General features: G+C 66.8%; 21 protein-coding genes. 10 read left to right on the top strand and 11 right to left on the bottom strand.

Translation table 11 applies throughout. From position 1 onward, the window contains the following. Nucleotides 1-48: 48 nt before the first annotated feature. Complete coding sequence (gene rpmI / locus ON40_RS11350; protein WP_040821367.1) at nt 49-243, bottom strand: 50S ribosomal protein L35; 195 nt, start codon at nt 241-243, stop codon at nt 49-51. Between the two features lie 69 nt (nt 244-312). Beyond that, nucleotides 313-999, bottom strand: a complete 687-nt coding sequence (gene infC / locus ON40_RS11345; RefSeq protein ID WP_040821557.1) for a translation initiation factor IF-3 — start codon at nt 997-999, stop codon at nt 313-315. Between the two features lie 344 nt (nt 1,000-1,343). Here infC and ON40_RS11340 point away from each other — a divergent pair, with 344 nt between their 5' ends. From ON40_RS11340 to ON40_RS11330, 3 genes are all read left to right on the top strand, one after another. Beyond that, complete coding sequence (locus tag ON40_RS11340) at nt 1,344-1,691, top strand: DUF1844 domain-containing protein (RefSeq protein WP_040821554.1); 348 nt, start codon at nt 1,344-1,346, stop codon at nt 1,689-1,691. Between the two features lie 124 nt (nt 1,692-1,815). Beyond that, nucleotides 1,816-2,040, top strand: a complete 225-nt coding sequence (locus ON40_RS11335; RefSeq protein ID WP_040821364.1) for a hypothetical protein — start codon at nt 1,816-1,818, stop codon at nt 2,038-2,040. Beyond that, nucleotides 2,037-3,347, top strand: a complete 1,311-nt coding sequence (locus tag ON40_RS11330; RefSeq protein ID WP_051192971.1) for a hypothetical protein — start codon at nt 2,037-2,039, stop codon at nt 3,345-3,347. The genes ON40_RS11335 and ON40_RS11330 overlap by 4 nt, the downstream gene beginning before the upstream one ends. A gap of 49 nt (nt 3,348-3,396) precedes the next feature. Here the strand turns inward: ON40_RS11330 and uvrA are convergent, their stop codons facing one another. Then, on the bottom strand, nt 3,397-6,393 hold the full coding sequence (gene uvrA, locus ON40_RS11325) for an excinuclease ABC subunit UvrA (protein ID WP_040821362.1): 2,997 nt from the start codon (nt 6,391-6,393) through the stop codon (nt 3,397-3,399). 177 nt (nt 6,394-6,570) lie between these two features. Next, complete coding sequence (locus ON40_RS11320; protein ID WP_040821360.1) at nt 6,571-7,713, bottom strand: beta-ketoacyl synthase N-terminal-like domain-containing protein; 1,143 nt, start codon at nt 7,711-7,713, stop codon at nt 6,571-6,573. Between the two features lie 252 nt (nt 7,714-7,965). Here ON40_RS11320 and ON40_RS11315 point away from each other — a divergent pair, with 252 nt between their 5' ends. Both ON40_RS11315 and ON40_RS11310 read left to right on the top strand, forming a co-directional pair. Further along, on the top strand, nt 7,966-9,300 hold the full coding sequence (locus tag ON40_RS11315) for a diguanylate cyclase domain-containing protein (RefSeq protein ID WP_040821357.1): 1,335 nt from the start codon (nt 7,966-7,968) through the stop codon (nt 9,298-9,300). Nucleotides 9,301-9,416: 116 nt separating this feature from the next. Beyond that, nucleotides 9,417-11,717 (top strand): HelD family protein, encoded by a 2,301-nt coding sequence (locus ON40_RS11310; protein ID WP_051192970.1) that lies wholly within the window; start codon nt 9,417-9,419, stop codon nt 11,715-11,717. 84 nt (nt 11,718-11,801) lie between these two features. Here ON40_RS11310 and ON40_RS11305 read toward each other — a convergent pair whose 3' ends face one another. Beyond that, a complete protein-coding gene (locus ON40_RS11305) occupies nt 11,802-12,257 on the bottom strand; it encodes a universal stress protein (RefSeq protein ID WP_040821354.1) in 456 nt (151 codons plus the stop codon). A gap of 461 nt (nt 12,258-12,718) precedes the next feature. Next, nucleotides 12,719-13,582 (bottom strand): AraC family transcriptional regulator, encoded by an 864-nt coding sequence (locus ON40_RS11300; RefSeq protein WP_245567755.1) that lies wholly within the window; start codon nt 13,580-13,582, stop codon nt 12,719-12,721. A 77-nt stretch (nt 13,583-13,659) separates the two neighbouring features. Between ON40_RS11300 and ON40_RS11295 the strand changes: the two genes are divergently transcribed. Further along, a complete protein-coding gene (locus ON40_RS11295) occupies nt 13,660-14,133 on the top strand; it encodes a VOC family protein (RefSeq protein WP_040821352.1) in 474 nt (157 codons plus the stop codon). A gap of 182 nt (nt 14,134-14,315) precedes the next feature. Here ON40_RS11295 and uvrB read toward each other — a convergent pair whose 3' ends face one another. Then, on the bottom strand, nt 14,316-16,487 hold the full coding sequence (gene uvrB / locus ON40_RS11290) for an excinuclease ABC subunit UvrB (protein ID WP_040821349.1): 2,172 nt from the start codon (nt 16,485-16,487) through the stop codon (nt 14,316-14,318). Nucleotides 16,488-16,747: 260 nt separating this feature from the next. Between uvrB and ON40_RS11285 the strand changes: the two genes are divergently transcribed. Both ON40_RS11285 and ON40_RS11280 read left to right on the top strand, forming a co-directional pair. Then, nucleotides 16,748-17,356: a DUF402 domain-containing protein gene (locus tag ON40_RS11285; protein ID WP_040821347.1), complete on the top strand. Its 609-nt coding sequence runs from the start codon at nt 16,748-16,750 to the stop codon at nt 17,354-17,356. Nucleotides 17,357-17,401: 45 nt separating this feature from the next. Beyond that, complete coding sequence (locus ON40_RS11280; protein WP_040821344.1) at nt 17,402-17,929, top strand: ribonuclease FAU-1 family protein; 528 nt, start codon at nt 17,402-17,404, stop codon at nt 17,927-17,929. 3 nt (nt 17,930-17,932) lie between these two features. On the opposite strand, the gene coaE is transcribed toward ON40_RS11280, so the two are convergent. Continuing rightward, nucleotides 17,933-19,120: a dephospho-CoA kinase gene (gene coaE / locus ON40_RS11275; protein ID WP_040821342.1), complete on the bottom strand. Its 1,188-nt coding sequence runs from the start codon at nt 19,118-19,120 to the stop codon at nt 17,933-17,935. A 308-nt stretch (nt 19,121-19,428) separates the two neighbouring features. Here coaE and ON40_RS11270 point away from each other — a divergent pair, with 308 nt between their 5' ends. Next, nucleotides 19,429-19,644: a hypothetical protein gene (locus tag ON40_RS11270; protein WP_040821341.1), complete on the top strand. Its 216-nt coding sequence runs from the start codon at nt 19,429-19,431 to the stop codon at nt 19,642-19,644. Between the two features lie 110 nt (nt 19,645-19,754). Here ON40_RS11270 and ON40_RS11265 read toward each other — a convergent pair whose 3' ends face one another. Continuing rightward, entirely contained in the window at nt 19,755-21,284 is a 1,530-nt protein-coding gene (locus tag ON40_RS11265; protein ID WP_040821338.1) for an alkaline phosphatase family protein, read from the bottom strand. A gap of 200 nt (nt 21,285-21,484) precedes the next feature. On the opposite strand from ON40_RS11265, the gene ON40_RS11260 reads away from it, so the two are divergent. Beyond that, entirely contained in the window at nt 21,485-23,746 is a 2,262-nt protein-coding gene (locus tag ON40_RS11260) for an MMPL family transporter (RefSeq protein WP_051192969.1), read from the top strand. Here ON40_RS11260 and ON40_RS48065 read toward each other — a convergent pair. Then, nucleotides 23,692-24,324 (bottom strand): TetR/AcrR family transcriptional regulator, encoded by a 633-nt coding sequence (locus ON40_RS48065; RefSeq protein WP_051192968.1) that lies wholly within the window; start codon nt 24,322-24,324, stop codon nt 23,692-23,694. The genes ON40_RS11260 and ON40_RS48065 overlap by 55 nt on opposite strands. An 83-nt stretch (nt 24,325-24,407) precedes the next feature. Then, nucleotides 24,408-25,880: a 30S ribosomal protein S1 gene (gene rpsA / locus ON40_RS11250; RefSeq protein ID WP_040821336.1), complete on the bottom strand. Its 1,473-nt coding sequence runs from the start codon at nt 25,878-25,880 to the stop codon at nt 24,408-24,410. Between the last annotated feature and the right edge of the window lie 49 nt (nt 25,881-25,929).

Genomic DNA, 25,929 nt, shown 5'->3' with positions numbered 1-25,929 from the left:
GGAGGTGGTCGGTTGTTGGCGTCCGAGAAAACGGATCGCGAGGCTGACTCAGATACCGAGCAGCTTCTTGACGCGACGGACGTCGGCGGGCGCGACGGCCTCCGTGCCATCCAGACGACGAGTCCGGCGGCTGGACTTGTGCTCGAGCAGGTGGCGCCGGTTGGCCTGCTGGCGCAGCAGCTTGCCGCGACCGGACACCTTGAATCGCTTCGAGGCGCCGCTGTGGCTCTTCATCTTCGGCATGGATTCCTCAGTTCTGTCTCATGCCGGTGGCAGCGGCAAACTAGCGCTGCCACCGGAGCTGTATCGGTTCTACTGCGGGTTCGCCGCTTGCGCCTCGGGCGCGGCCGCCGCGGTCTCCGGTGCCGGACGCTGCTGCTGAGCGTTCGACTGCTGAGAAACCGTCTGCTGAGCCTTGGCCCGCGTCTTCGCGCCCTTGTGCGGCGCGAGGACCATCGTCATATTCCGGCCGTCCTGCTTGGCCGACGTCTCCACGAAACCCAGATCGGCCACATCGGCAGCCAGACGCTGCAACAGCCGGAACCCGAGCTCGGGTCGCGACTGCTCGCGACCGCGGAACATGATGGTGACCTTGACCTTCGACCCGGCTTCGAGGAAGCGCATCACGTGGCCGCGCTTGGTCGCGTAATCGTGGTCGTCGATCTTCGGGCGGAGCTTCTGCTCCTTGATCACAGTCTGGACCTGGTTCTTCCGGGACTCGCGCGCCTTCTGCGCGGTCTCGTACTTGAACTTGCCGTAGTCCATGATCTTGCACACCGGCGGACGCGCGTCGGGCGCGACCTCGACCAGGTCGAGATCTGCCTCCATGGCGACGCGCAGTGCATCTTCAACACGCACGATCCCAACCTGCTCGCCACCGGGTCCGATGAGGCGGACCTCGGGTACGCGGATGCGATCGTTGATGCGGGTCTCAGTGCTGATGGGGCCTCCTAGGTCAAGCGGTGTCGTCCAACGACCGCGCTGTAATGGCAACCCCATATCCAACACGAAAGCCCCGTCACGGTATTTCACCGTCACGGGGCCCGATGTCGACCGGCCATCGATGCACACACTCGTCGCATCGGCCGTGTACTGGGAAAACCAATACACGGAAACTCATCCATCACGATGAGTGACCGGACCGCTTTGCCTGGCGTGTCGGCCGGCAGGCGGTGGGAGTCGGGCTCCACTTACTGCCCCTTTACCGTGTGATCCGGCCATTCGGGCCGGAAAAGCACAGGTAGGGACGGTCGTTGCCGTACACCATAGCATCACGGGGCCGCGAACTCACAATCGGCGTCCCCGTGACCTGCGACGCCGTGGAAAGTGGGATGCTACCGGACATGAACGACGCCGCCCCGATCGAACCGGATGTGCGCGAACTGGCCGACATCCCCGCCGTCGAGGTGATCAGCCGGGCCGCGGTCATGCTGATGAGCTCGGCCGCCGAGAAGCTCGGCCTGGCCGATCCGGATCCGGACACCAGCCCCCGCCGCGACCTGGACGAGGCCCGCCGGGTGATCACCGCCCTCGCCGGTCTGATCACGTCCTCGGTGGAATACCTCGGCCCGCACGCCGGTCCCCTGCGCGAGGGATTGCAGTCGCTGCAGCGCGCATTCCGCGAATCCTCCGCACACCCCGACGAGCCGGGCACAGGGCCGGGTGAGAAGTACACCGGCCCGGTCTACTGAACCGGGCAGTGACCACTATCACGCCGGGCGAGATGATTTCCGACAACGAAAGTGGTTGGTACTCCTATGATTCGTGTGCGCGTACATGGGTAATCCCGGGCCCAACGCGTAAATCAGGAGAAATATGAGTGCCAGAACCGATCTCGCGGCGGAATTGGACAGTCACGTCGCGGCTTTGGACGTCCTGTCCGAACAAGAGGCGGCCGACCTGTTGGGCCTGTTCCGCAACGCACGCCGGACCGAGACCAAAGCGCTGAACGCGGCAATCGACGATATGGTCGGCGTGCTGCCCAAGCCGTTCCGCGGCGTGACCAAGCGAATCATGTTCGGAGACATCGCCGGACAATGACCAATCTGGTAACTCGCGCTCAGATCGTTCTCTTGGCTCGCACCCTGCACGTACCGCCGGAGCGGCTCACGCATCTGGAACGGCTCGGACCGGACCGGCTGCACGAGCTCCAGGAACGGATGTCCCGCGTCATCTTCGACGACCACGGCGAAACCTTCCGGCGCATCAGCCGACTCGTACCGTTCATCCCATTGAGCGTCTCGATGCCGCTGATCCAGCGCATCGTGCCGCCGGCCATGACCGGCCGCGCCGCGGGAGCCGTCGGCGCCGACCACCCGAAGAAGGCCGCGGAGACGGTCGCCCTGCTGGGCACGTCGTACGCCACGGACTGTGTGCCCTACATCGATCCGGTCACCGTCGGGCACCTGGCCGACGGGGTGCCGCCCGAGCCGCTGGTCCAGGTCGTCAACGAGATTCTGCGTCGCGGCGACTACATCACGGTCGGGCCGTTCCTGGACTATGCGACGCCGACGTTGATCGAGGCGCTCGAACTGGGTGCGCGCGACGACGAGGGCCTGATCCACGCGACCGCGTACGCCTACTCCCCCGAGGCCGTCAGCGCCATCGTGCGGCAGCTGCTTTCCGGTCCGTCGCAACGGGTTCCGCGACTGGTCCGCACGGTTCTGGCGGGATCGCCCGAACTGCAGCGCGCGGGACTGTCGATCTTCGCGCGATGCGAGCCGGAGCTCATCCGCGCCGTGGGCGAGATCCTGTTCTCGGTCGGATCACCGCCGGCCATCGGGAATCTGGTCACCAACGCGATCCGGATCGGCTCGGTCCCGGACATGCTGACCTTCACCGGCAATCTGAGCCGCCAGGCACTGGGGCGAATGGCCGGCAATCCGGTATTCGGCGATCAGGGCGTGATGGCGGCGATCGTCGCCTCACTCAGCGGCCGCACCGAACCGAACTACTGGCGCGGCTTCTTCGCACTGGCGGCACGGACCAGCACCGAGATCCAGCAGCGGACCGTGCGGCTGCTGTCCGAACTGCCGGATGCGAACGTGGTGGATCTGCCGATGCGGGCCACCGAATCCGACGGCTGGCCGATGCTGCTGCAACTCATCGCGATCGCCGATCCGGCCGTGCAGCATCGGTTCGGCACGGCCTGGGCCGCACTGTCGGCCGAACGACGGGCCGGATTGCAGTGGCACATCCACGAACACCACCTCGATGCCCGGCTGGCCGCGATCACCGAGGCCGCGCCGACCATGTCGGTGGAGGAAGTGTTCTACAAGCGCCGCCAGGCGCGGCGGCATCTCGGTGCTGCCGGGACCGGGCCCGGCGACACCTGGAACCCCTGGTAGGAGTTCGCGCCGGGGCGGCCCGACATGACCGCCCCGGGAGCGCGGACGCTCAGCGCAACGCGGCTGCCCTGCGCCGGGCCGCGGCGGCCTTCTTCGGATCCTTGTCCGCGGGCTTCTTCGCCGCGGCCGACGACTTCTTCGCTGCGGCAGGCTTTTTCGACACCGCCTTGCGCGCCGGTGACTTCGGCGCGGGGAGGGCCAGCGTCTCCTTCAGGAATTGCCCGGTGTAGCTGTCGGCAACGGCCGCAACCTCTTCCGGGGTGCCCTCGGCGACGACGGTGCCGCCGCCCGAACCGCCTTCGGGGCCCATATCGATCACCCAGTCGGAGGTCTTGATGACGTCCAGGTTGTGTTCGATGACGATGACGGTGTTGCCCTTGTCGACCAGGCCGTTGATCACCTTCAACAGTTTGCGGATGTCCTCGAAGTGCAGGCCCGTAGTCGGCTCGTCCAGGATGTAGACCGTGCGGCCGGTGGAACGCTTCTGCAATTCGGCGGACAGCTTCACGCGCTGGGCCTCGCCGCCGGACAGCGTCGGGGCGCTCTGGCCCAGGCGGACATATCCCAGCCCGACGTCGACCAGCGTCTTCAGATACCGGTGGATCGAGGTAACCGGCTCGAAGAATTCCGCGGCCTCCTCGATCGGCATATCGAGCACCTCGGCGATGGTCTTGCCCTTGTAGTGCACCTCGAGCGTTTCCCGGTTGTAGCGCGCACCGTGGCACACCTCGCACGGGACGTAGACGTCGGGCAGGAAGTTCATCTCGATCTTCAAGGTGCCGTCACCCGAGCACGCCTCGCAGCGCCCGCCCTTGACGTTGAACGAGAACCGGCCCGGCTGATAGCCGCGCACCTTGGCCTCGGTGGTCGCGGCGAACAGCGTGCGGATCTTGTCGAACACTCCGGTGTAGGTGGCCGGATTCGAGCGCGGGGTGCGACCGATCGGCGACTGGTCGACCTGAACCAGCTTGTCCAGGTGATCCAGCCCGTTGACGCGGGTGTGCCTGCCGGGCACCTGGCGAGCGCCGTTGAGCTTGTTTGCCAGAACCGTCGCCAGGATGTCGTTGACCAGGGTGGACTTACCGGATCCGGATACGCCCGTCACCGAGGTCAGCACGCCCAGCGGGAAGTTCACCTCGATACCGCGCAGGTTGTGCTCGGTCGCGCCGACGACGGTGAGCTGCTTCTTCTTGTTCACCGGACGTCGTACCAGCGGCACTTCGATCTGCTCCCGGCCGGACAGGTAGGCGCCGGTGAGGGAGTTCGAATCACTCAGCAGGCCGGGATAGGGGCCGCTGTAGACCACCTGGCCGCCGTGCTCGCCGGCCAGCGGGCCGATGTCGACCACCCAGTCCGAGGCGTGGATGGTGTCCTCGTCGTGTTCGACGACGATCAGGGTATTGCCCAGATCCCGTAGCCGCGTGAGGGTTTCGATGAGGCGGCGGTTGTCGCGCTGATGCAGGCCGATCGAGGGCTCGTCCAGTACGTACAGCACGCCGACCAGACCCGAGCCGATCTGAGTGGCCAGCCGGATGCGTTGCGCCTCACCGCCGGACAGAGTCGCCGCGGCCCGCGAGAGCGTCAGATATTCCAGGCCGACGTCCAGCAGGAAGCCCAGGCGCGCCTGGATCTCCTTGAGCACCTGTCCGGCGATCGCGGCCTCGCGCTCCCCCAGCCGCAGGCCGTGAAGGAATTTCGCGCAGTCCCGGATGGACAGATCCGACACCTCGGCGATGGACCGGCGACCTTCGCCGGAATCCATTGTGACAGCGAGGATTTCGGGCCGGAGGCGGGCGCCGTTGCACACCGGGCACGGCACGTCGCGCATGTAGCCGTCGTAATGCTCCTTCATCTGCTCGGACTCGGTGTTCTCGAGCCGACGCTGCAGGAACGGCATCACGCCTTCGAAATCGGCGTAGTACGAGCGCTTGCGGCCGTACCGGTTGGTGTAGGAGACGTGGACCTGATCGGAACTGCCCTCGAGCACCGCCTTGCGTGCCCGCACCGGCAGCTGATGCCACGGGGTGTCCATGGAAAAGCCGATGGCCTCGGCCAGACCCGAGAGCAGGCGGGTGAAGTATTCGGCGGTCTGGCCGCGCGACCAGGGCGCGATGGCGCCGTCGTTCAGACTGAGCTCGGCATCGGGCACGACCAGATCCGGGTCGACCTCCTTGCGGATGCCCAGGCCCGTGCAGTCCGGGCAGGCGCCGTAGGGCGAGTTGAACGAGAACGAGCGGGGCTCGAGATCCTCGATGTCCAGCGGATGCGCGTTGGGGCAGGCGAGCTTCTCGGAGAAGCGGCGCTCACGATCGTGCGCGTGCTCATCGCGATCGACGAAATCGAGTACCACGATGCCGTCGGCCAGGCGCAGCGCCGTCTCGATCGAATCGGTCAGGCGCTGTTTGGAACTCGGCTTCACCGCCAGGCGGTCGATGACCACCTCGATATCGTGCTTCTCCTGCTTCTTCAGCTTGGGCGGGTCGGTGAGCGAATGCACCACCCCGTCCACGCGAACGCGCGAATAGCCCTGGGAATTCAGCTGATCGAACAGGTCGACGAATTCGCCCTTGCGGGTGCGCACCACCGGGGCCAGCACCTGGAACCGAATGCCCTCCTCCATGGCGAGCACCTGATCGACGATCTGCTGCGGGGTCTGCTTGGCGATCAGCTCACCGCAGACCGGGCAGTGCGGGGTGCCCGCGCGCGCGTAGAGCAGACGCAGATAGTCGTGCACCTCGGTGATGGTGCCGACCGTGGAACGCGGATTGCGGTTGGTCGACTTCTGGTCGATCGAGACCGCGGGCGAGAGGCCCTCGATGAAGTCCACATCGGGCTTGTCCATCTGGCCGAGGAACTGGCGCGCGTACGCCGACAGCGACTCGACGTAACGACGCTGCCCCTCCGCGAAGATGGTGTCGAACGCGAGGCTCGACTTACCCGATCCGGACAATCCCGTGAAGACGATGAGACTGTCGCGCGGCAGGTCGATATCGACCCCTTTGAGATTGTGCTCCCGCGCTCCGCGCACCGTCAGGCGATCCGCCACAGGTCGTCCCTTCCCATTCGTATTCCGGCGTCCACTGGCACCCCGGCCGCCATGCTAGGCACACCCACCGACAAGTTTCGTCGAGCAGCGCACATCAGGCGCCCGGACCAGGGGATTTCGGTCATCCGCGGCGAACACCGCCACTCCCGCGACCGATCCACCCCAGCCTACTTGCCCTCAGATCGAGCCCAGGACGATCACCGAATTGTGCCCGCCCATACCCAGCGACGTCTTGACGGTGACCCCGCCGGTGCACTCGGTCGGCCCGTCCAGCAGGCGCGGATGCGCGGGCGCGACGATCGGCGGGGCCGGTACGACCCCGCGCTCGTAGGCCAGCGCGGCCACCGCGACCTCGACCCCGGCCGCCGCGCCCTGGCAGTGACCGGTCAGCGGCTTGATCGAGTACAGCGCCGGACGATCATCGAAAATCGTTGCCAGAACGTCTGTTTCGGCTTCGTCGCACTGGCGGGTGCCGGGGCCGTGCGCGTTGTAGTAGCGGACCTGATCGGGTCGTACCCCGGACACGTCCAGCGCCCGGCGGACACAGTCGAGGATCTGCTCGTGGGACGGATCGACCGACACCACGTGATAGCCGTCGTTGGACATCGCACCGCCCAGCACCCGGGCGTACGGCCGCTCGGCATCGCGGGTGAGTACGAAGGCCGTGGACGCCTCCCCCATGCTGAAACCGCGGCTGCCCTGCTGGAACGGGCGGCAGGCATCGAGCGGTTCGGCATCGCCGACCGCCGCGCCCAGCCCGACCATGTGCTCGAGCAGTTCGGGGCTCGCCGACAGATCGGTGTTCACGCACAGCACGTCGTCGGCCATGCCCTGGTTGAGCCACAACTGCGCGGTGATCAGGGCGACGTTCGCCGAACTGCAGGCGGCCGAGACGTCCATCGACGGGCCGTGGAAACCGAACTCCTGCGCCAGCATCGCGATCGGCGTCGAGGGCAGCAGCGACATGAATCCGCGTGAACGGCGATGTCCCTCGTCCACCAGATAGAAGTCCCGCCAGTTGCGGACGTCGCCGAGCACGATCGAATGCAGGATCCCGACGGTGCGGCCCGGCCGCCAGCCGCGGGCGCGGGCATCGTCGATCGCCTCCCGAGCGGCATCCTGCACGGCCCGCCCGTAGCGACTCGCACCGACCTCGGCATCGCCGCCCTCGGGAATCAGGGCAACCCAGGCGCGCTCATCACGCCCGGCCCCGTACCCTGGATGGAGCCGAGCGGCGGACTTCGCGCTGAGCAAACCACGCCACAAGGCCTCACGACCCCAGCCGTAACCGGAGACGACGCCGATTCCGGCAATCGTCATATGATCTTGGTGTCTCGGGTTACAGCCTGGCATCGCCTCGCTCCTTCACCGGTTCGAGCAGAATAGCGAATACTCCGCCATCGCTGAGCAAACCCTTTGCCGTACCAATGTCCGATCAATGCTCGAACAAGTGCTCGAACTGTGACCGATCCGACAACGTCGGCGCTGCGATCTTCCACACGCCGACAGCAGGATGATCCCATGCTGAAATTGACATAGATAGTCTTTGATCAGGGGGTACGCGTGGCTGACATGAGCGACGAGAAAGGCGACGGCGCGGTAGACGCCGAGCAATTGGCACAAAGGTACCGGTCGCTGGTCGATCACAGCCCGGACGGTGTTGTCGTGCATGAGGGCGGCAAACTCGTTTACGCCAATCCAGCAATTGTTCGGTTACTTGGCGCGAATGCGGTCCGGGATATTCTCGGCCGCCCGGTGACGCAGTTCGTCGCACCGCGCGACATCGGGCCGATGCTCGCGCGGATCGCCCGCCTCAACGCCACCGGAGACGCCTCCGAACCCGCCGAGATGGCCCTGATCCGGCTCGACGGAGGCACGGTCGACGTGGAGACCGTCTCGGTGCTGACCATCTGGCAGAAGCGCCGCGCCCATCAGGTGGTCATCCACGACCTCACCGCCCAGCGCCGGGCCGAGGACGCCCAGCGTCGCGCCGAACAGCACTTCACCACGGTCGTCTCGCAACTGGAGGAGGGTGTGGTGGTGATCGACCGGGGCGGATGTATCGAATCGATCAATCCGGCCGCGCTGCGGATCTTCGGTCACGCGGGCGGGGATCTGGTCGGCACCGCGATCGCAGCGCTGCCGCTGGCGCTGTTGGATCCCAACGGGCAGCCGCTCTCGGCGAGCCGGCATCCGGTCGCGCGCACCCTCGCCACCGGCGAGACGATCGCACGATACGTCTTCGGCGTCGACCGCGCCGACGGGCAGCGCCGCTGGCTGTCCGGTTCGTCGCGGCTGCTCAATCCCGGTGATCCGGAATCGCCCGCCGTCTCCTCCTTCAACGACATCACCGAATTCCGTGCCAGCCGCAGACAGCTGGAGTATCAGGCCACCCACGATCCGCTGACCGGTCTGGCGAATCGGTCGCTGGTGCTGTCCCGGCTGGCCGGGGCGTTGGGCACCAGCGAGGATCTGCCGGTCTCGACGGTGCTGTTCATCGATCTGGACGGATTCAAGTCCATCAACGACACCCTCGGCCACGCCATCGGCGATACCGTCCTGCAGATCGTGGCCCAGCGCCTGCAACGCAGCCTGCGCCAGGACGACGTGGTCGGTCGCATCGGCGGTGACGAATTCCTGGTGCTGCTGTCCGGCGGCACGTTGCCGGTGGATCTGGACGGCCTGGTCACGCGCCTGCGCCAGGCGATGGCCGAACCGATCATCGCGCGCGGACACCGCATCCACGTCGACGCATCGATCGGGGTCACGCCGCTGCATCCGGGCGATACCCGCACTCCCGAGGCCGTGCTGCACGACGCCGACGTCGCGATGTACCAGGCCAAACCTGCCGCACATCACGAGGGTCCGGGCTCGATTCGCCGACCGAACAATACCCACGCCTCGTGAACTGGCGTTCACCTGCGGTTACAGCGAGTCACCCCGAGGCCAACTAGACTCGACAACTCCGTTTTCCCTTCGAATGCGGCCTCGCCCGGCCGACCGTGGTGACAAGGAGTTCCGTCTTGCCCGACCGCCTCACCGAGGATCTCCCGGCGACCGGCCACGCCGCCGAACTGGCACGCGAACAGACCAATCTGACAACGCTGTACGAGCGTCTGGACGCGATGCGCGAGTACGCGCAGCGACGTTTGCGCACGGTGCTGCTGGAGACCGGCGGCACCCCGCAGGCCCGCAGTGAACGCGAATCGTTCACCCAGCTGTACAGCGAGGACCTGGCCAAATACGACGCCGCCGAGCACGGGCTGTGCTTCGGCCGGATCGATCTGTCGGCGGGCGTGGACGGCGACGCGGAACAGCGCTATATCGGGCGACTCGGCATTCTCGACGAGGACGACGACTACGCCACCCTGCTGCTGGACTGGCGCGCCCCGCTGGCGCGGCCGTTCTACCTGGCCACGACCGCCACTCCGGACGGCGTCACCCGGCGTCGGCACATTCGCTCCCGCAATCGCCGGATCACCACGGTGACCGACGAATACCTGGACCTGGATCTGGCGCAGGCGGAGGGCGCGATCGAGTCCGATGCCGGAGTCGGCAGCGAGAGCGCCCTGCTGGCCGCGTTGAACGCGGCGCGCACCGGCCAGATGAGCGACATCGTGGAGACCATCCAGAGTCAGCAGGACGCGATCATCCGCTCCGAGCACAAGAGCGTGCTGGTGGTGCAGGGCGGTCCGGGTACGGGTAAGACGGCCGTCGCACTGCACCGCGCGGCATATCTGCTGTACACCTACCGCAAACAGCTGGACAAGGCCGGTGTACTGATCATCGGCCCGAATTCGACCTTCCTGGACTACATCGGTCAGGTGCTGCCCTCGCTGGGCGAGACCGGGGTGCTGCTGTCCACGATCGGCAACCTGTATCCGGGAGTGCAAGCGAGACTGGAGGATTCGCTGCGCGCGGGCGAGCTGAAGGGTTCGCTGGGGATGATCGACGTACTGAAGAAGGGTGTGCGCGACTGGCAGCAGACGCCGCCCGAGCCCATCCGGCTGACCTTCGACGGGTACGAGGTCATCCTGGACCGCAAGATCGTCAGCAAGGCGCGCGGACGGGCGCGTTCCTCGCGCCGGCCGCACAATCTGGCCCGGCCGGTCTTCGCCGCCTCGGTGGTGGACGCACTCACCGATCAGCTCGCCCAGACCATGGGCAAGGACCTCACCGGTGGCCAGAATCTGCTGAGCCAGGCGGATCTGACCGAGATCCGCGACGAGATGCGCGCGGACGCCGAGATCCAGCGCGCCATCGCCGGGCTGTGGCCGATCCTGACACCGCAGGAGGTGCTGGCCGGTCTGTGGGCCGATCCGGCGCGCCTGGCTCGCGCCGCCGGCGGATTCTCGCCCGAGGATCGCAAGGAGCTGTTCCGTCCCGACGACGGTAATTTCAGCGCGGCCGACACACCGCTGCTGGACGAACTCGCCGAACTCCTCGGCGTCGACGACGCGGAGGAGCGCGAACGTTCCCGGCGTCGCTGGCGCGCCCAGCTGGCCGAGGCCCAGGACGCGCTGGACATCCTGACCGGTTCCGCCCCGCAGGATCTGGAGGACGATCTCGACCCGGAGATCCTGATGGCCTACGACCTGATCGACGCCTCGCAGCTGGCCGAGCGGCAGAACGTGCGCACCCACCAGACCACCGCCGAACGCGCCGCTGGGGATCGCACCTGGACGTACGGGCACGTCATCGTCGATGAGGCACAAGAACTTTCGGAGATGGCGTGGCGAATGGTGATGCGGCGCATCCCGAATCGCTGGGTCACCATCGTGGGCGACGTCGCGCAGACCGGCGATCCGGCCGGTGCGTCGTCCTGGCAGCAGATGCTGGAACCCTATGTCGCCCAACGCTGGAAGCTCACCGAACTGACCGTCAACTACCGCACTCCCGCGGAAATCATGGCCGTGGCCGCGGACGTGCTCGCGGCGATCGATCCGCAGGTGACCGTACCCCGCTCGGTCCGCGAATCGGGCTGTCCGCCCGAGGCCCGGCACATCTCCCCCAGCGAATCGGTCGCCACGGTCGCCGAACTGGTGGCCGCCGAGGCCGACCGTCCTGGCACCACCGCGGTCCTGGCCCCCCACGCCATCCTCGGCGACTACACCGACCTGGCGAGCGACTCGGTCCGCGTCCTGACCGTCACCGAGGTGAAGGGCCTCGAGTTCGACACGGTGATCCTGGTCGAACCCCAGGACATCCTCGACGAATCCCCCCGGGGCCTCAACGACCTCTACGTAGCCCTCACCCGAGCCACCCAGCGCCTGTCGGTGGTCTACTCCGGCGAACTACCGGAAGTACTGGGCGCATTGGGCTGAACAGACCAGAGCGGCCGTGAGCAGTACGGAACTGCTCACGGCCGCTCTGTTGCGACAGCGCCGCGCGGGTGAGGATCTGCTACCTCATCGCACGGTGTGGACGATCAAGACGTCCGAGCGGGACTTGCGGGCGACGTCCGAGGGCACCGAGCCGAGCAGACGACCGGCGAGGGTGTTCAGGCCACGGTTACCGACGACCAGCAGGTCGGCCTGCACCTGTTTCACCAGATCCAGCAGCGATTCGACGGGCTCGCCGACGATCGCCTTCTCCTGCACGTCGGTGGCGCCCGCCGCGTGGGCCTTGTCCCGTGCGACGCGCAGGATCTCGTTCGTGGGCGCCGAGCCGTGGACCTGGTAGGCCTCGTCCTTGAGCACATCGCTCGCGGCGGCCACGTCGCGGTCGTCGGTCGGGTAGTAGGCACAGGCGACATACAGGGTCGCGCCCGAGGCCCCGGCCAGGGCAGCGGCCTTCTCGACGGCGACGTACGACGAGTCCGAGCCATCGGTACCGACGACAATGGACCGGTAGGCGGTGGTCATCTTTCCTCCAAACGTACAAGTGGTCGGATGCCGGCGCATGACGTCCGCGACTGCGGGCGCCGCGCGGCAACTGCGCTAGACCATAACCGCTACCGAGTCGGAAAAATCCGAAATTGCATCACATCACATCCGCACGCTGTGTAGCGCATGCCACACATTCGCCGGGACCTTCCGCGAGGACCCTAACTACCAGCGCGGATCCGGACATCTCCGACCGTCGCGGCGACGTACGCCGCAATCGCGAACGGTCTTGCGGCCCTGGGATTCTCATCACAGTTGCGCTGCTCGGCGCGCCATCGGGGCCCTGCCGTGGGTATGTCCGGCGACCGCGGTTCCGGGCCAGGAGTGAACAGCATTTACCTGCTTCACCACGGCAGCTGGTAGTTCGCCCGGAAATCCCGGGTAATTGTCGTGAATTGCACCAAAGTTTCGCCGTCCTGCACAAATGCGTCGCGCGACAGTCAATCCGCCGATCGCGCGTATTCCAGGGGCGCCATTCCCACCTCCAGGGCGAACTCGCGGGAGAAGTGGGCCTGATCGAAGTAGCCGAGGTCCAACGCCAGGGCCGCGAGATCCTCGGTGCGGCCGTCGGCGAGCAGCTGCGCACCGTCCTGCAGACGATAGCGGCGCAGCACCCACTTCGGATTCGCGCCGACATAACGCCGGAACAAGCGTTGCAGGGTGCGGATCGGCACACCGAAACGTTCGGCGACCTGATCGACGCGGAGTAGATCGCGGTCGGACTCCATGGCTGCGATCATCCGCAGCAGCAGCCGATAGTTGTCGTCGACGACGGCCGTACGCGCCTGTTCGGCGAAGAAATCCTCGACCACGTCACGCCGCCGCTCGGCGGTGGGCACGGCGAGCACCCGCTCGGTCAACCCCTGCGCCTGCGGCAGCACCTCGATGAGGTCGATCGCGGAATCTCGGAACGAGGCCACATCGAGCCCGGTGAACGCGCCGAAACCGCCGGGCCGGAACTTCACCGCGAAGGCCTCGCCCTCCTCGGCCAGTTCGCGGGTGAACTTGGTGGTGCACACGCCGTTGACGAAACCGCCGGTGCTCGCGGTCGTGCGTTCGAAGGTCAGATTGACGCTCGGGAACGGCAGCACCTCGGCCACGAACGGCGGACAACCGCGCAGATCCCACCGCACCTCCCAGTACCACTCCACGAACCGGGACATCTGCGCACTCGCGGGCACCCTGGTCAGCCGCCGGTGCCGAGCCTGCGTACGGGGGTGCAGGATCCCCTTGGCGACCTCCGCCGGTGGAATCGGAACACGTTCCAGCGCAGGATCTTTCGCATCCCGACCGACGGCGTTCACCGGCCTGCTCCGTTCGCTCGCGCGTGCTGTCGCGTTCTTACAAGATCCACTGCGGGCGAACCGGCAGAGTCGTGCCCATGACGAACACCGTGAATCCGATCCCCGAGGGCTATCACTCCATCAACTGCTTCCTGGCCGTCCCCGATGCCAATGCCGCCATCGAGTTCTACGGCGCGGTTTTCGGCGCGGAGGTGCTGAGCCGCAACGACCTTCCCGACGGCCAGGCCGCGCACGCCGAACTGAAGGTGGGCGATTCGACCTTCCAGATGGGTATGCCGATCCCCACGGAGGGGGTGCTTGCTCCCGCGGCCGACTGGGTGCACACCAGCATCGTGCATTACTGCCCCGACGTGGACGCGGTCACGAAACTCGCCCGTGAGCACGGTGCCAAACGCGTCGAGGACCCGCAGACCTTCGTCACCGGCGACAGATACGGCCTGATCATGGACCCGTTCGGACATCGCTGGGTGGTCATGACCCGGGTCGAGGACATCTCCCGCGAGGAGGGCGAGCGCCGCGTGAACGAGTGGATGGCGAGCCAGTCGAGCTGATCCGCCGCACCGGGCACGGCCCGCACCGCCACGGCGGACACCGGAACCCAGGCACACCTTCCCTGTGCGCACGACCGCGTGCACGTGTGCCTGGGCCCCGGACTCCGCCGGGACGGCATGCCCCGCGACGACCGGAAATCCGGGCGATGCGGGAACCGAGCCGAAACCCAGTGGAACGGTACTCATTTCAACCCGGCCGCGTCCATTCCGCGTAGTTCCTTTTTCAGATCGGCGATCTCGTCACGCAATCGACCGGCGAGCTCGAATTGCAGCTCACGTGCGGCGTTCATCATCTGGTCGGTCATTTCCTTCACCAGATCGGCCAGTTCGGCGCGCGGCATGGATTTGATGTCGCGCCCCTCGTAGACGCCCGCGCTGACCGCCCGGCCCGGTTCGCCCTGGGCGCGACGCCCGCGGCTGGCGTTGCGGCCCGAACCGCCGATCTCGACCTCCGTCTCGTCGGCCTCGCGGTACACCTGGTCGAGGATGTCCGCGATCTTCTTGCGCAACGGTTTCGGGTCGATCCCGTTCGCCTCGTTGTAGGCGACCTGTTTGGCGCGCCGCCGCTCGGTCTCCTCGATGGCGTTGCGCATCGAATCGGTGACCTTGTCGGCGTACATGTGCACCTCGCCCGAGACGTTGCGGGCCGCGCGGCCGATGGTCTGGATCAGGCTGGTGGTACTGCGCAGGAAGCCTTCCTTGTCGGCGTCCAGAATCGCCACCAGCGACACCTCGGGCAGGTCCAGGCCCTCGCGCAGCAGGTTGATGCCGACCAGGACGTCGTACTCCCCCAGGCGGAGCTGGCGCAGCAGTTCCACCCGACGCAGCGTATCGATCTCCGAGTGCAGATATCGCACCCGCACGCCGAGCCCTAGCAGATAGTCGGTGAGATCCTCGGCCATCTTCTTGGTCAGGGTGGTGACCAGTACGCGTTCGTCACGCTCCGCGCGCATCCGGATCTCGTGCACCAGATCATCGATCTGTCCCTTGGTCGGTTTGACCACGACGTGCGGATCCACCAGACCGGTCGGCCGGATGACCTGTTCGACGAACTCGCCGGAGGTCTGCCCGAGTTCGTACGGGCCCGGGGTGGCCGACATGTAGACCGTCTGGCCGATGCGGTCGGCGAACTCCTCCCAGGTCAGCGGGCGGTTGTCCACCGCGGACGGCAGCCGGAAGCCGTATTCGACGAGGTTGCGCTTACGCGACATATCGCCCTCGTACATGCTGCCGATCTGCGGGACGGTGTTGTGCGACTCATCGATGATGAGCAGGAAATCCTCGGGGAAGTAGTCGATCAGGGTGGCCGGGGCCGATCCGGCCGCGCGGCCGTCGATATGCCGCGAATAGTTCTCGATACCCGAGCAGAAGCCGACCTGCCGGATCATCTCCAGGTCGTACTGGGTGCGCATGCGCAGGCGCTGCGCCTCGAGCAGTTTGCCCTGACGCTCGAGTTCGGCGAGGCGATGTTCGAGTTCGACCTCGATATCGGCCACGGCCCGCTCCATCCGCTCCGGACCGGCCACATAGTGCGTCGCGGGGAAGATCCGGACCATATCCACCTGTCGCACCACATCACCGGTCAGCGGGTGCAGGTAGTAGAGCGCCTCGATCTCGTCACCGAAGAACTCGATGCGGATCGCGAGCTCCTCGTAGGACGGGATGATCTCGACCGTATCGCCGCGCACCCGGAACGAACCGCGGGTGAAGGACATGTCGTTGCGGGTGTACTGCACATCGACCAGCAGCCGCAGCAACCTGTCCCGGTCGACCTCGCCGCCGACCTCTAGCTGCACGGACCGGTCCAGATAGGACTGCGGCGTGCCCAGGCCGTAGATGCAGGACACCGAGGCGACCACCACCACGTCCCGGCGAGACAGCAGACTCGACGTGGCCGAATGCCGCAGCCGCTCGACATCGTCGTTGATCGAACTGTCCTTCTCGATATAGGTATCGGTCTGCGCGATGTACGCCTCGGGCTGGTAGTAGTCGTAGTACGAGACGAAGTACTCGACCGAGTTGTTCGGCAGCATCTCGCGCAACTCGTTGGCCAGCTGCGCGGCCAGGGTCTTGTTCGGCGCCATGACCAGCGTGGGACGCTGGGTGCGCTCGATCAGCCAGGCCGCCGTCGCGGATTTACCGGTGCCGGTGGCGCCCAGCAGGACCACATCGCGCTCCCCGGCCCCCAACCGGCGGTCGAGCTCCTCGATCGCGGTGGGCTGATCGCCCGCGGGCCGGTGCTCACTGATCACCTCGAACCGCCCGTCGGCCCGCTCGATCTCGCCGATGGGCCGGAACTCCGAATGCGCCAGCGGTGTGTTGCCCTCGGCGGGCAGCTCGGATGCGAAAGCCATGATTCACAGCGTAGGACCACCCACCGACAACATTCACCGCTCTATACGCGCGCCCGCGGGCCCCGCGCGCCCCGGCGGCCGCCCCCGGCCACCTGGGAATGATCAACGAATGTCCGAAATGTCCGGTGCCGCAAGGAAGTTCGCACTCGGTGCCGAATTCGTCACGACGCGCGAGAAGTGTGTTTACGCTCCCGCGCGGCAGGCAATCCCGGTGTACTGTCGACCCGGTTTCCCAGGCAGTTCCAGATAGGGGCAGTGCAATGACGAGTCTCAACCCATTGCGCAACGCAGCACGCAACCTGCTCTCCACCGTGCACACGCACGGCGCGTCGCAGAATACGGGTCCTGCCGGTGCACCGGCGCGCACCGCGCGCAAACCGTCGATCGAGTACTTCGACATCGCCGACTGCACCAAGACCGACGCCCGCGGCTTCGTGCACGCCGTGGAGAGCTATCACGCCGAGCCGTGGGGCCTGTACCTCGTGCGCGCGGCCGACGCGCCCCCCAATCGGTTCACCGAGACCTGGTTGCTACCGGATCCCGCGGTGCGGATCACGATGAGTCACGCCAACAACGCACACGATCGCGATCCGATCTACCACGTCCACGTCGGCGAGTACACCCGTCTCGAGCCCAAGCGCTGGCGCGCGATCTACCACTACATCGATATCGTCTCGCGCAACGGCCACACCCCCGAACTACACGGCCTGGGCGACCTGTTCGCCGCGCACGACGCGGGTTACGTCGATGCCGCCGAGGCCCAGCGCATCATCGAACGCGCCAATTCGGTGGTCTCCGGCATCGTCGCGCACGAGCGCCACGTCGAGCGCTGGCTCGGGTCCAAGGGCATAACCCTCACCTGGTTGTAGCGGGAATCCTGAACTACCGGGCGATGCCCGGTAGATTCTCAGGATATGACCCAGGTGCCAGCGGTTCATCTGCATCGACCCAAGGTCGAGTACTTCGATGTCGGCGAGCTCACCAACACCGATCCGAAGGGGTTCGTGCGGACCGTGGAGCGGTATCACGTCGAGCCGTGGGGGCTGTACATGGCCCGCACGGCCGACCATCCCGAATTCCACTACCTGGAGTCCTGGATCCTGCCCGCGGTGTCGTTGCGCGCCACCGTCTTTCACTACACCCCCGCACACCGCCGGGATCAGGACTACTACATCGATATCGGTGAATTCGCCGAGATCGAACCGGGCCGGTGGCGTTCGATCGACCACTATCTGGATCTCGTCGTGCGCACCGGCCGCGACGTGCGGCTGCTCGATGTGGACGAACTCCTCGCCGCGCACGCCGCCGGATATCTCGGTCCGGTCCAGGCGCAGCAGGCGATCGAGGTCGCCACGACCGCGATCGACGGCATCGCCCGGCACGGGCACGACTTCGGCAGCTGGATCGAAGAGTCCCAGGGCATCACGCTGACCTGGCTGTAGCGGTCAGCCCGCCTGCTCGGCCCAGGTCAGCACGCGGGGATAGATCTCGTCGAACCACGGGGTCTTCACGTCGATGTACGCCGCGATCGCCGCGGCGCCGGTCAGCCCTGCCGCACTCGCCTCGGCTTTGTGCTTGACCGCCAGGTACTCCTCGCGCGCGGCGGGTTCGGCGCGCAACCAGTCCCGGAAGGCGAGGGCGAAGCGCTGTCCGGGCCAGCCGTCCACCCGGATGTGCACATTGGCCGGTCGGCCCGGATCGGCATTGCCGTGAATCCGTTTGGCCCACAGCGCCGGATCGGTACCCGCCCTCGGATCGTCGGTGAGATACGGACCGCGCGGAAACCCGGCGTCCTGCAACGCATCTCGAAGCCCGTCCGCGGTCTCCAGATCGGCCACGGTGATCTGGATGTCGACGACGTCCTTGGCGGGCAGTCCGGGCACGGCCGTCGAGCCGATGTGATCGATGCGCAGCGCGGCGGCGCCGCAGGCCAGGGCGAGCCGGGCGATGATCCGCTGCGCCTGCGCGGGCCACGACGGATCCGCGGCAACCACCTGCACCGCACCGCGCTCGGGCAGGGTCCGGGTGCGCAGGTTGTGTTCGAACGGCACCAGCCGCTCGTCCCACAGCGCACTCACCTGCGGCTCCAGATCCGCCGGAACCCCCGAATTGTCCAGTAGCACATCGGCGACCGCTCGCCGCTGCTCGTCGGTCGCCTGGGCCGAGATCCGCGCCAACGCGTCCGCGCGGGCGATCCCGCGGAACTCCTCGAGGCGGTGCACCCGCGTCTCCAACGCCGCCTCGACCACGACGACCAGGTTGGTCATCGCCCCGAGCCCGTTCTCGACCAGCAGCGGAACGTCCTGCACCACGATGCCGTCCGCGGGCGCGGCGGCGATGATCTCGGCGGTGCGGGTTCCGACCAGCGGATGGGTGATCGAGTTCAGCGTGCCCCGGGCCTCGTCGCTGGCGAATGCCTTGGCCGCCAGTGCCGGACGATCGAGACTGTCGTCGGCGGAGAGGATGTCGGACCCGAACGCATCGACCAGCGCGGCCAGTCCCGGGGTACCCGGCGCCACCACCTCGCGGGCGATCGCGTCGCTGTCGACCAGGACCGCGCCCCGCTCCACCAGCAGCCGCGCCACCGTCGACTTACCCGCTCCCATGCCTCCGGTGAGACCGATACGCAACATCGGACCAGTTTCGCATCCGGCCGGCGCGCCGACCCGCCCGCCCCGGCCCCGCCCGGCGGTGACATCGCCGCAAACGAACCGAATACCCACACGGGCAACGTCTTTCACGCGACCCCCGGCACATTTCCCATTCCGTGACGGCAGCGATATCAATCCGCAACTTTTTCCACCCGATACCGACCTGTGGTCCGAGAATTTCCGACACGCAAGGACACAAGTCGATCAAAATCGCCGATCACACACTTTCGTTCCGCTAATCTTTCGCCGCAGGCGATCCAGGCCGCAGACGAGCAAGCGAAGGAACAGCATTGGGCATCCGAAACATCCAGACGGGTCGCCACCGATTGGGCACGCCGGGCGGGGTGCACTGCCTCGAAATCCCCGCCGTCGCGACCGCTTTGGCCGCATACCGCCGCACCTGGCTCACCGCGCTGATCAATCCGGCCCGGCACAGCTGGGCGGCCATGCGACGCCGCACGACCCTGGCCGCGGTGCCCTGGGTTCCCGCGACCGCCGTCGGCTGACGAGTCCGGCTCCCGCCGTTCACCTTCCCATTCGCCACCGATGCCCGGCGCGCACTTGCCGCACGCCGGAACAATGACGGAAATATCGCCGCAATGGCGACCGCCGCGAATTACACCAGCCCGCTCGGCCGCCGTCGAGTGCCCGGCTGCTGCGTGGGCATCGCATTGGGCGGCACGGGATGGGGAACGCCCTTGTCCTGCGTCCCGAGCGCGATATTCGGACCGCACTGCGCCAATGCCGCGGCCGTACGGGAATTCGGGTCGGAGATTCGCGGCCGCGCCTTGTTCGGCGCGGAGGCGAAATCGAAGGCCGAGGTCATATCGCCGACGGTCCGGCGGCGCCAGGCCGTCAGGTTCGGCACGTCGACGCCGAAACGCCGCTCCAGCAAACGCAATTGGGAGGTGTGGTCGAAGGTCTGCGAGGCGACCAGCCCACCGCGCGAGTACGGCGAGATGACCAGGCACGGTACGCGGTAACCCAGGCCGATCGGCCCCGCGACGCCCTTTGCCGCGGGCACCCGCTTCAGATCGGCGGTCAGGTACTCCCCCGCCGTGCCGGGCGGCGGCGTCGGCGGGGTCACGTGGTCGAAGAATCCGCCGTTCTCGTCGTAGCTGACGATCAGCGCGGTCTTCTCCCACACCCGTGGATTCGAGGTGAGGATGTCCAGCACCTGCATGATGCCGACCGCGCCGAATGCGGGCGGCAGCGCCGGATGCTCGCAGTTCATCAGCGCCGGGATCACCCAGGACACCGACGGCAGCGTGCCGGCGGCCACGTCGGCGGCGAACTCGTTCGGAAAGGTCGGGGCCTTACCGCGCCGCGCGAGTTCGGAATTCGGATCGGCGGCCTGTTTGAAGCAACCCAGCATGCCGTCCAGGAATACCGAGGAGATCGGACCGATGTCGCGGTTGTTGTACATCTTCCAACTGACCCCCGCGTCGGAGAGGTTCTCCGGCATGGTGCGCCAGCTGAAGACGTTCTGCGGCAGGATCGTGGGCGTCTCCACCAGCGGGCCACCGGCCACGCCCTCGGGATCGATGTGCGCGGACATCCAGTACAGCCGGTTCGGATCGGTCGGGCCCAGCACCGAGCAGTGGTAGTGGTCGCAGATCGTGAACGCGTCGGCCAGTTCGTGATGGATCGGGATGTCCTCGCGGGTGTAGTAACCCATTGCGGCAGGACCGTTTCCGGCACCGACGCTCGCGATCGACATCGGCATCCACCGGTCGTTGCGCCCGCCGTTCCAGGACTCGTGCATGCCGGGCCAACTGTGGTCCGGATCGTTGATGCACTCCCCGTCCAGGCTCGCGCCACGGGTGGTGTCGAGCCGGAACGGCAGAATGAATCCGTCCGCGGTCGGTCCGACGCCTGGCGCGTAGCCGTGCTGCCGCCAGGCCGCCGACTTGTCACCGAAGCCGCGAACCCCGGACGTCGTCCCGAAGTAGTGGTCGAACGAGCGGTTCTCCTGCATCAGCAGCACGATGTGCTCGATATCGCCGAGCCCGCCCATACCGGCCGGATCGGCCGCATACGCGCGTTCGATGATCGGATTCGCCAGCGAGGCCAGCGCCGCGACCCCGCCCGCCGCCATCGCCTTGGCCAAGAAGTCTCGCCGATTGATGCCGTCGAACAGACCCATGCCGCCCAGAAACCTTCCGAATTGTGAAATTACAAATTTTCAATTCTGCCGATAACGCTATCCGACAACCTATCCCGTCACCACGCGGCCCGCGCGCGATGCACCCGGGACTCCAGACAGCCACTTGCACGTGTGCCCGGCGGGTCTCTATGGTGAGACATACCTGATAGTGACTTTCAGGTATTCACCAGGGAGGGGCGATGACACAGTCCGCCACGTCGGATCGGCCCGAGGCGGCGACCATCGAACCCCGGCTCCACGCCGCAGGGCGATGGGGCAGGTTCATCGCGCGCCGTCACCGGGTCGTCCTGTGCGCGTGGCTGCTGCTCGCCGTCCTGTGCGGCGCGGGCTACCCGGCCCTGCACGCGCGCCTCGGCGCACCGGACTACACCCTGCCCGGGTCAGCCTCACAGGCCGTTGACCACGTTGTCGCACAGCATTTCTCGCGAGCCGGAGTCGAGCAGGATCTGATCGTCTTCCACTCCGGCGGATACACCGCCGACACCCCGGAGTTCCGAGCTGCGATCGATCGGACCCTGCCCGCGGTGCGCGACGTGGCCGGAGTGGTGAGCGCGATCGGACCGTTCGAGGGGTCCGCGGCCATGCAGATATCCGCGGACCGGCACACCGCCTTCGCCGTGATCGGCATCGACGGATCGATGTCGGCGCGCAGCGAGGTCGCCCAGCACCTGCAGAATGCTGTTGCGGCCGTGTCGGATTCGACGGTGCGGATCTCGGTGACCGGATACTCCCCCGTCCAGGCGGATCTGATGCGGACCGAGACCGCCGACATGTCGCGCGCGGAGGCCATCGGCGTGCCCGTCGCCGCCGTACTGCTCGCCCTGGCACTCGGCGCGGTGACCGCGGCCATGATCCCGATCACGGCGACCGCGGCCGGGATCGCACTCGCGGTCGGAATCCTGTTCGGGCTCACCGTATTTCTGAGCTTCGACTCACTCGTGCTGTCGGTGGGGACCATGATCGCCACGGGGACCGCGATCGATTACGCGATGTTCATCGTCAGCCGCTTCAACGAGGAACTGACCCGGCGTGGTGTGCGCAGCCGACGCGAGCGCGAGGCGATCGGGCAGGCCGTCGGCGTCGCCATGGACACCGCCGGGCGAACCATCCTGGCCTCGGGGCTGATCGTGGCGATATCACTGTGTTCGCTGGTCCTGGTCGGCCTGCCCATGCTCGACGGTGTCGCGGCCGGGGTGCTGGCGGCGCTGTTCGCCACACTCACCAGCGCGTTCACCCTGCTTCCGGCCGCAATGGGCCTGCTGGGACCGGCGGTCAACCGCGGCGCGCTGCCCGCTCGGCTGCGCCCGGCCGAAACCCGGTCGGCTACGGCCTCCCGCGGCTGGGCGCGGTGGGCGCATACGGTCATGCGCCGTCCCGTGCTGTTCGGGTTGGCCGGTGTCGCGGTGCTTGCCGTGGCGGCGCTGCCGCTCACCGGACTGCGCTACGGCGTCGACATGGGCCTGCGGTCGGTGGCCGACCAGCCCTCCGGCCAGGCCACCCGGCTGGTGCAGGAGAACTTCGGCCCCGGCCTGCTCGCGCCGATCGAGGTGGTCGCGACCGGCCCGCACGATTCGGTGCTCACACCGGCCGGCCTGAGCGCTGCCGACACCTTCGTCGGCGAACTGTCCCACGATCCGCGTATCGCGAAGGTTCTGTCCCAGCCGAGTGACGGCAGGCTGCTCGCCGTCGTGGTGCCGCGAGAGTCGTTCGACTCCACCGTGGTTGCCGCGATCGTTTCCGATATCCGTTCCCGCGCACAGGATGTCGACTCGGCGCAGATCCTGGTCGGCGGCACGACGGCCACCTTCGCCGACGTGTCCGCGCGGATCACCAGCCGGTTCCCCTTGGTGATCGCCCTGGTACTGATCGTCTCGCTGATCTTCCTGGTGATCGCGTTCCGCAGTATCGTGCTGGCACTCAAGGCGATCGCGCTCAATCTGCTCGCGACCGGTGCGGCGCTGGGCCTGACCGTACTGGTCTTCGAACACGGCGTCGGCGAATCCGTACTCGGTTTCCGCAGCACCGGCTTTCTGCAGGTCTATCTGCCGATGCTGGTGTTCGCGGTGTTGTTCGGGCTGTCGATGGACTACGAGGTGTTCCTCATCCGGCGTATGCGCGAGGCGTGGGATCGCCACCCGGACAACGCATCCGCGGTCGCCGAGGGCCTGGAGCGCACCGCGCGCCCCATCACCGCGGCAGCGGCCATCATGGTGGCCGTCTTCGCCAGTTTCGTCACCGCCGATGTACTCGAACTGAAGCAGATCGGCTTCGCACTCGCGGTGGCCATCGCCCTCGACGCGCTGATCGTGCGGCTGATCCTGGTCCCGGCGTTCATGCGACTGTTCGGCCGCTGGAACTGGTGGCTGCCGCGGCTACCGGCACGCTGTCAGCGGAAGATCGCCTCCACCGCATCGATGATCGAACCCACCGCATCCCGGTAGACGTCCCGCAACCGAGCCTGGAATCCCGTTGCGGCCCAATGATCCAGGGCCGCCACACCACCCCAGATCGCGGTCGCGGCGGCCAGGCGAACCTGCAGATCGTTGTGATCGCGGCCCGAGCGGTCCGCGAAGAGGATGCGGACCTCGTCCTCCATCTCCCGCATCTGACGCATCTGGCCGTCCCGAACCTCGGCGATCGTGCGAACGTAGTGCAGACTGCGACGCACCCGTTGCTCGGTGTCGTCGGTGACCAGCGCATCGGCCACCGCCGGAACCAGGCTCCGGGCCAGGGCGATCAGAGCGGAAACCTCGAAGGTCGTACCTCCGCCCGCCGTCCGCAGCACGTCGAGCAGCTTGGGATCGGCCTCGTCGTAGAGGACCAGCATCTCCTTGGTGCCGAAGTACCGGTAGACCGAACTGGGCGAGACGCCCGCCGCGGCGGCGACCCGTTCGACGGTCACCTCGCGATAACCGTTCTCGTCGAACAGATCCAGCGCAACCTGCTGGATACGGGTCATCGCCTCGTACTTCCGGCGCTCCCACAGGGTCGGTGCGGATTCCGCGGCAGACTCGGACATGTCATCGCCGAGAATACCGGGACGCCCCCGAAAACGGGCGAAGGCCCCGGTCGATGGACCGGGGCCTTCGTCGGACGTGCGAATTACGCGTTGCCGGACAGCTTCTCGCGCAGCGCGGCGAGCTGCGCGTCGCTGGCGAGCGAACCACCGGTCGACTCCGAAGAGGAGGACGACGACGCGTTCGACTGCGCGCCGCTCTCGGAGGAGTAGTTCGACGAACCACCGTTCGCGGCCTCGGCGGCGGCGTCGGCGGCCATCTTCTCCATCTGCGCGGTGTGCATCTTGTGGCGACGCTCCGCCTCGGCGTAGCGGCCTTCCCACTCCTCGCGGACCTTGTCCGAACCCTCGAGCCATTCGTTGGTCTCGGGGTCGAAGCCCTCGGGGAAGATGTAGTTGCCCTGCTCGTCGTAGCTGTCGGCCATGCCGTACTTCGACGGGTCGAACTCGGCGTGGTAGTCCTCGTTCGCCTGCTTCAGCGACAGCGAGATCCGGCGACGCTCCAGGTCGATGTCGATGACCTTGACCATCGCGTCGTCGCCGACGGCGACAACCTGGTCCGGCACCTCGACGTGGCGCTCGGCCAGCTCGGAGATGTGCACCAGGCCCTCGATGCCCTCCTCGACGCGCACGAACGCACCGAACGGAACCAGCTTGGTGACCTTGCCGGGCACGATCTGGCCGATGGCGTGGGTGCGGGCGAACTGACGCCACGGGTCTTCCTGAGTCGCCTTGAGCGACAGCGAAACCCGCTCGCGGTCCAGGTCGACGTCGAGAACCTCGACGGTGACCTCCATGCCGACCTCGACGACCTCGGACGGGTGGTCGATGTGCTTCCAGGACAGCTCGGAGACGTGCACCAGACCGTCGACGCCGCCGAGATCGACGAACGCACCGAAGTTGACGATCGAGGACACGACGCCCTTGCGGACCTGGCCCTTCTGCAGCTGGTGCAGGAACTCGCTGCGGACCTCGGACTGGGTCTGCTCCAGCCAGGCGCGACGGGACAGAACGACGTTGTTGCGGTTCTTGTCCAGCTCGATGATCTTGGCCTCGATCTCCTTGCCGACGTACGGCTGCAGATCGCGAACCCGGCGCATCTCGACCAGCGAGGCCGGCAGGAAGCCGCGCAGGCCGATGTCCAGGATCAGACCGCCCTTCACGACCTCGATGACGGTGCCCTTGACGGCCTCGTCCTTCTCCTTGAGCTCCTCGATCGTGCCCCACGCCCGCTCGTACTGCGCGCGCTTCTTCGACAGGATCAGGCGGCCTTCCTTGTCCTCCTTGGTGAGAACGAGGGCCTCGACCTCATCACCCACGGAAACGACCTCATTCGGGTCGACATCGTGTTTGATGGACAGTTCGCGGGAAGGGATGACGCCTTCGGTCTTGTAACCGATGTCGAGCAGAACCTCGTCGCGATCGACCTTGACGATGGTGCCTTCAACGATGTCTCCGTCGTTGAAGTACTTGATCGTCTTGTCGATGGCGGCGAGGAAGTCCTCGGCGGAGCCGATGTCGTTGACGGCTACCTGCGGCGAGGTGACGGTGGTGGGCATATGTTGGGTTGCTCCGGACGGATTGTGGTCGGTAGTGGACATTGGAACT

Source organism: Nocardia jiangxiensis NBRC 101359, assembly GCF_000308615.1.
Classification (GTDB): domain Bacteria; phylum Actinomycetota; class Actinomycetes; order Mycobacteriales; family Mycobacteriaceae; genus Nocardia; species Nocardia jiangxiensis.
This window is presented reverse-complemented; position numbering and strand designations above follow the sequence as displayed.

Excerpts from the sequence above, each read along its gene's own strand:
- ON40_RS11320 (WP_040821360.1), bottom strand. The coding sequence starts at position 7,713 with ATGACGATTGCCGGAATCGGCGTCGTCTCCGGTTACGGCTGGGGTCGT.
- ON40_RS11280 (WP_040821344.1), top strand. The coding sequence starts at position 17,402 with ATGACCCAGGTGCCAGCGGTTCATCTGCATCGACCCAAGGTCGAGTAC.
- ON40_RS11265 (WP_040821338.1), bottom strand. The coding sequence starts at position 21,284 with ATGGGTCTGTTCGACGGCATCAATCGGCGAGACTTCTTGGCCAAGGCG.
- ON40_RS48065 (WP_051192968.1), bottom strand. The coding sequence starts at position 24,324 with ATGTCCGAGTCTGCCGCGGAATCCGCACCGACCCTGTGGGAGCGCCGG.
- ON40_RS11340 (WP_040821554.1), top strand. The coding sequence starts at position 1,344 with ATGAACGACGCCGCCCCGATCGAACCGGATGTGCGCGAACTGGCCGAC.
- coaE (WP_040821342.1), bottom strand. The coding sequence starts at position 19,120 with ATGTTGCGTATCGGTCTCACCGGAGGCATGGGAGCGGGTAAGTCGACG.
- ON40_RS11305 (WP_040821354.1), bottom strand. The coding sequence starts at position 12,257 with ATGACCACCGCCTACCGGTCCATTGTCGTCGGTACCGATGGCTCGGAC.
- ON40_RS11260 (WP_051192969.1), top strand. The coding sequence starts at position 21,485 with ATGACACAGTCCGCCACGTCGGATCGGCCCGAGGCGGCGACCATCGAA.
- uvrB (WP_040821349.1), bottom strand. The coding sequence starts at position 16,487 with ATGGCTTTCGCATCCGAGCTGCCCGCCGAGGGCAACACACCGCTGGCG.
- ON40_RS11335 (WP_040821364.1), top strand. The coding sequence starts at position 1,816 with ATGAGTGCCAGAACCGATCTCGCGGCGGAATTGGACAGTCACGTCGCG.
- ON40_RS11330 (WP_051192971.1), top strand. The coding sequence starts at position 2,037 with ATGACCAATCTGGTAACTCGCGCTCAGATCGTTCTCTTGGCTCGCACC.
- infC (WP_040821557.1), bottom strand. The coding sequence starts at position 999 with ATGGGGTTGCCATTACAGCGCGGTCGTTGGACGACACCGCTTGACCTA.
- rpmI (WP_040821367.1), bottom strand. The coding sequence starts at position 243 with ATGCCGAAGATGAAGAGCCACAGCGGCGCCTCGAAGCGATTCAAGGTG.
- ON40_RS11295 (WP_040821352.1), top strand. The coding sequence starts at position 13,660 with ATGACGAACACCGTGAATCCGATCCCCGAGGGCTATCACTCCATCAAC.
- ON40_RS11285 (WP_040821347.1), top strand. The coding sequence starts at position 16,748 with ATGACGAGTCTCAACCCATTGCGCAACGCAGCACGCAACCTGCTCTCC.
- rpsA (WP_040821336.1), bottom strand. The coding sequence starts at position 25,880 with ATGCCCACCACCGTCACCTCGCCGCAGGTAGCCGTCAACGACATCGGC.
- ON40_RS11315 (WP_040821357.1), top strand. The coding sequence starts at position 7,966 with ATGAGCGACGAGAAAGGCGACGGCGCGGTAGACGCCGAGCAATTGGCA.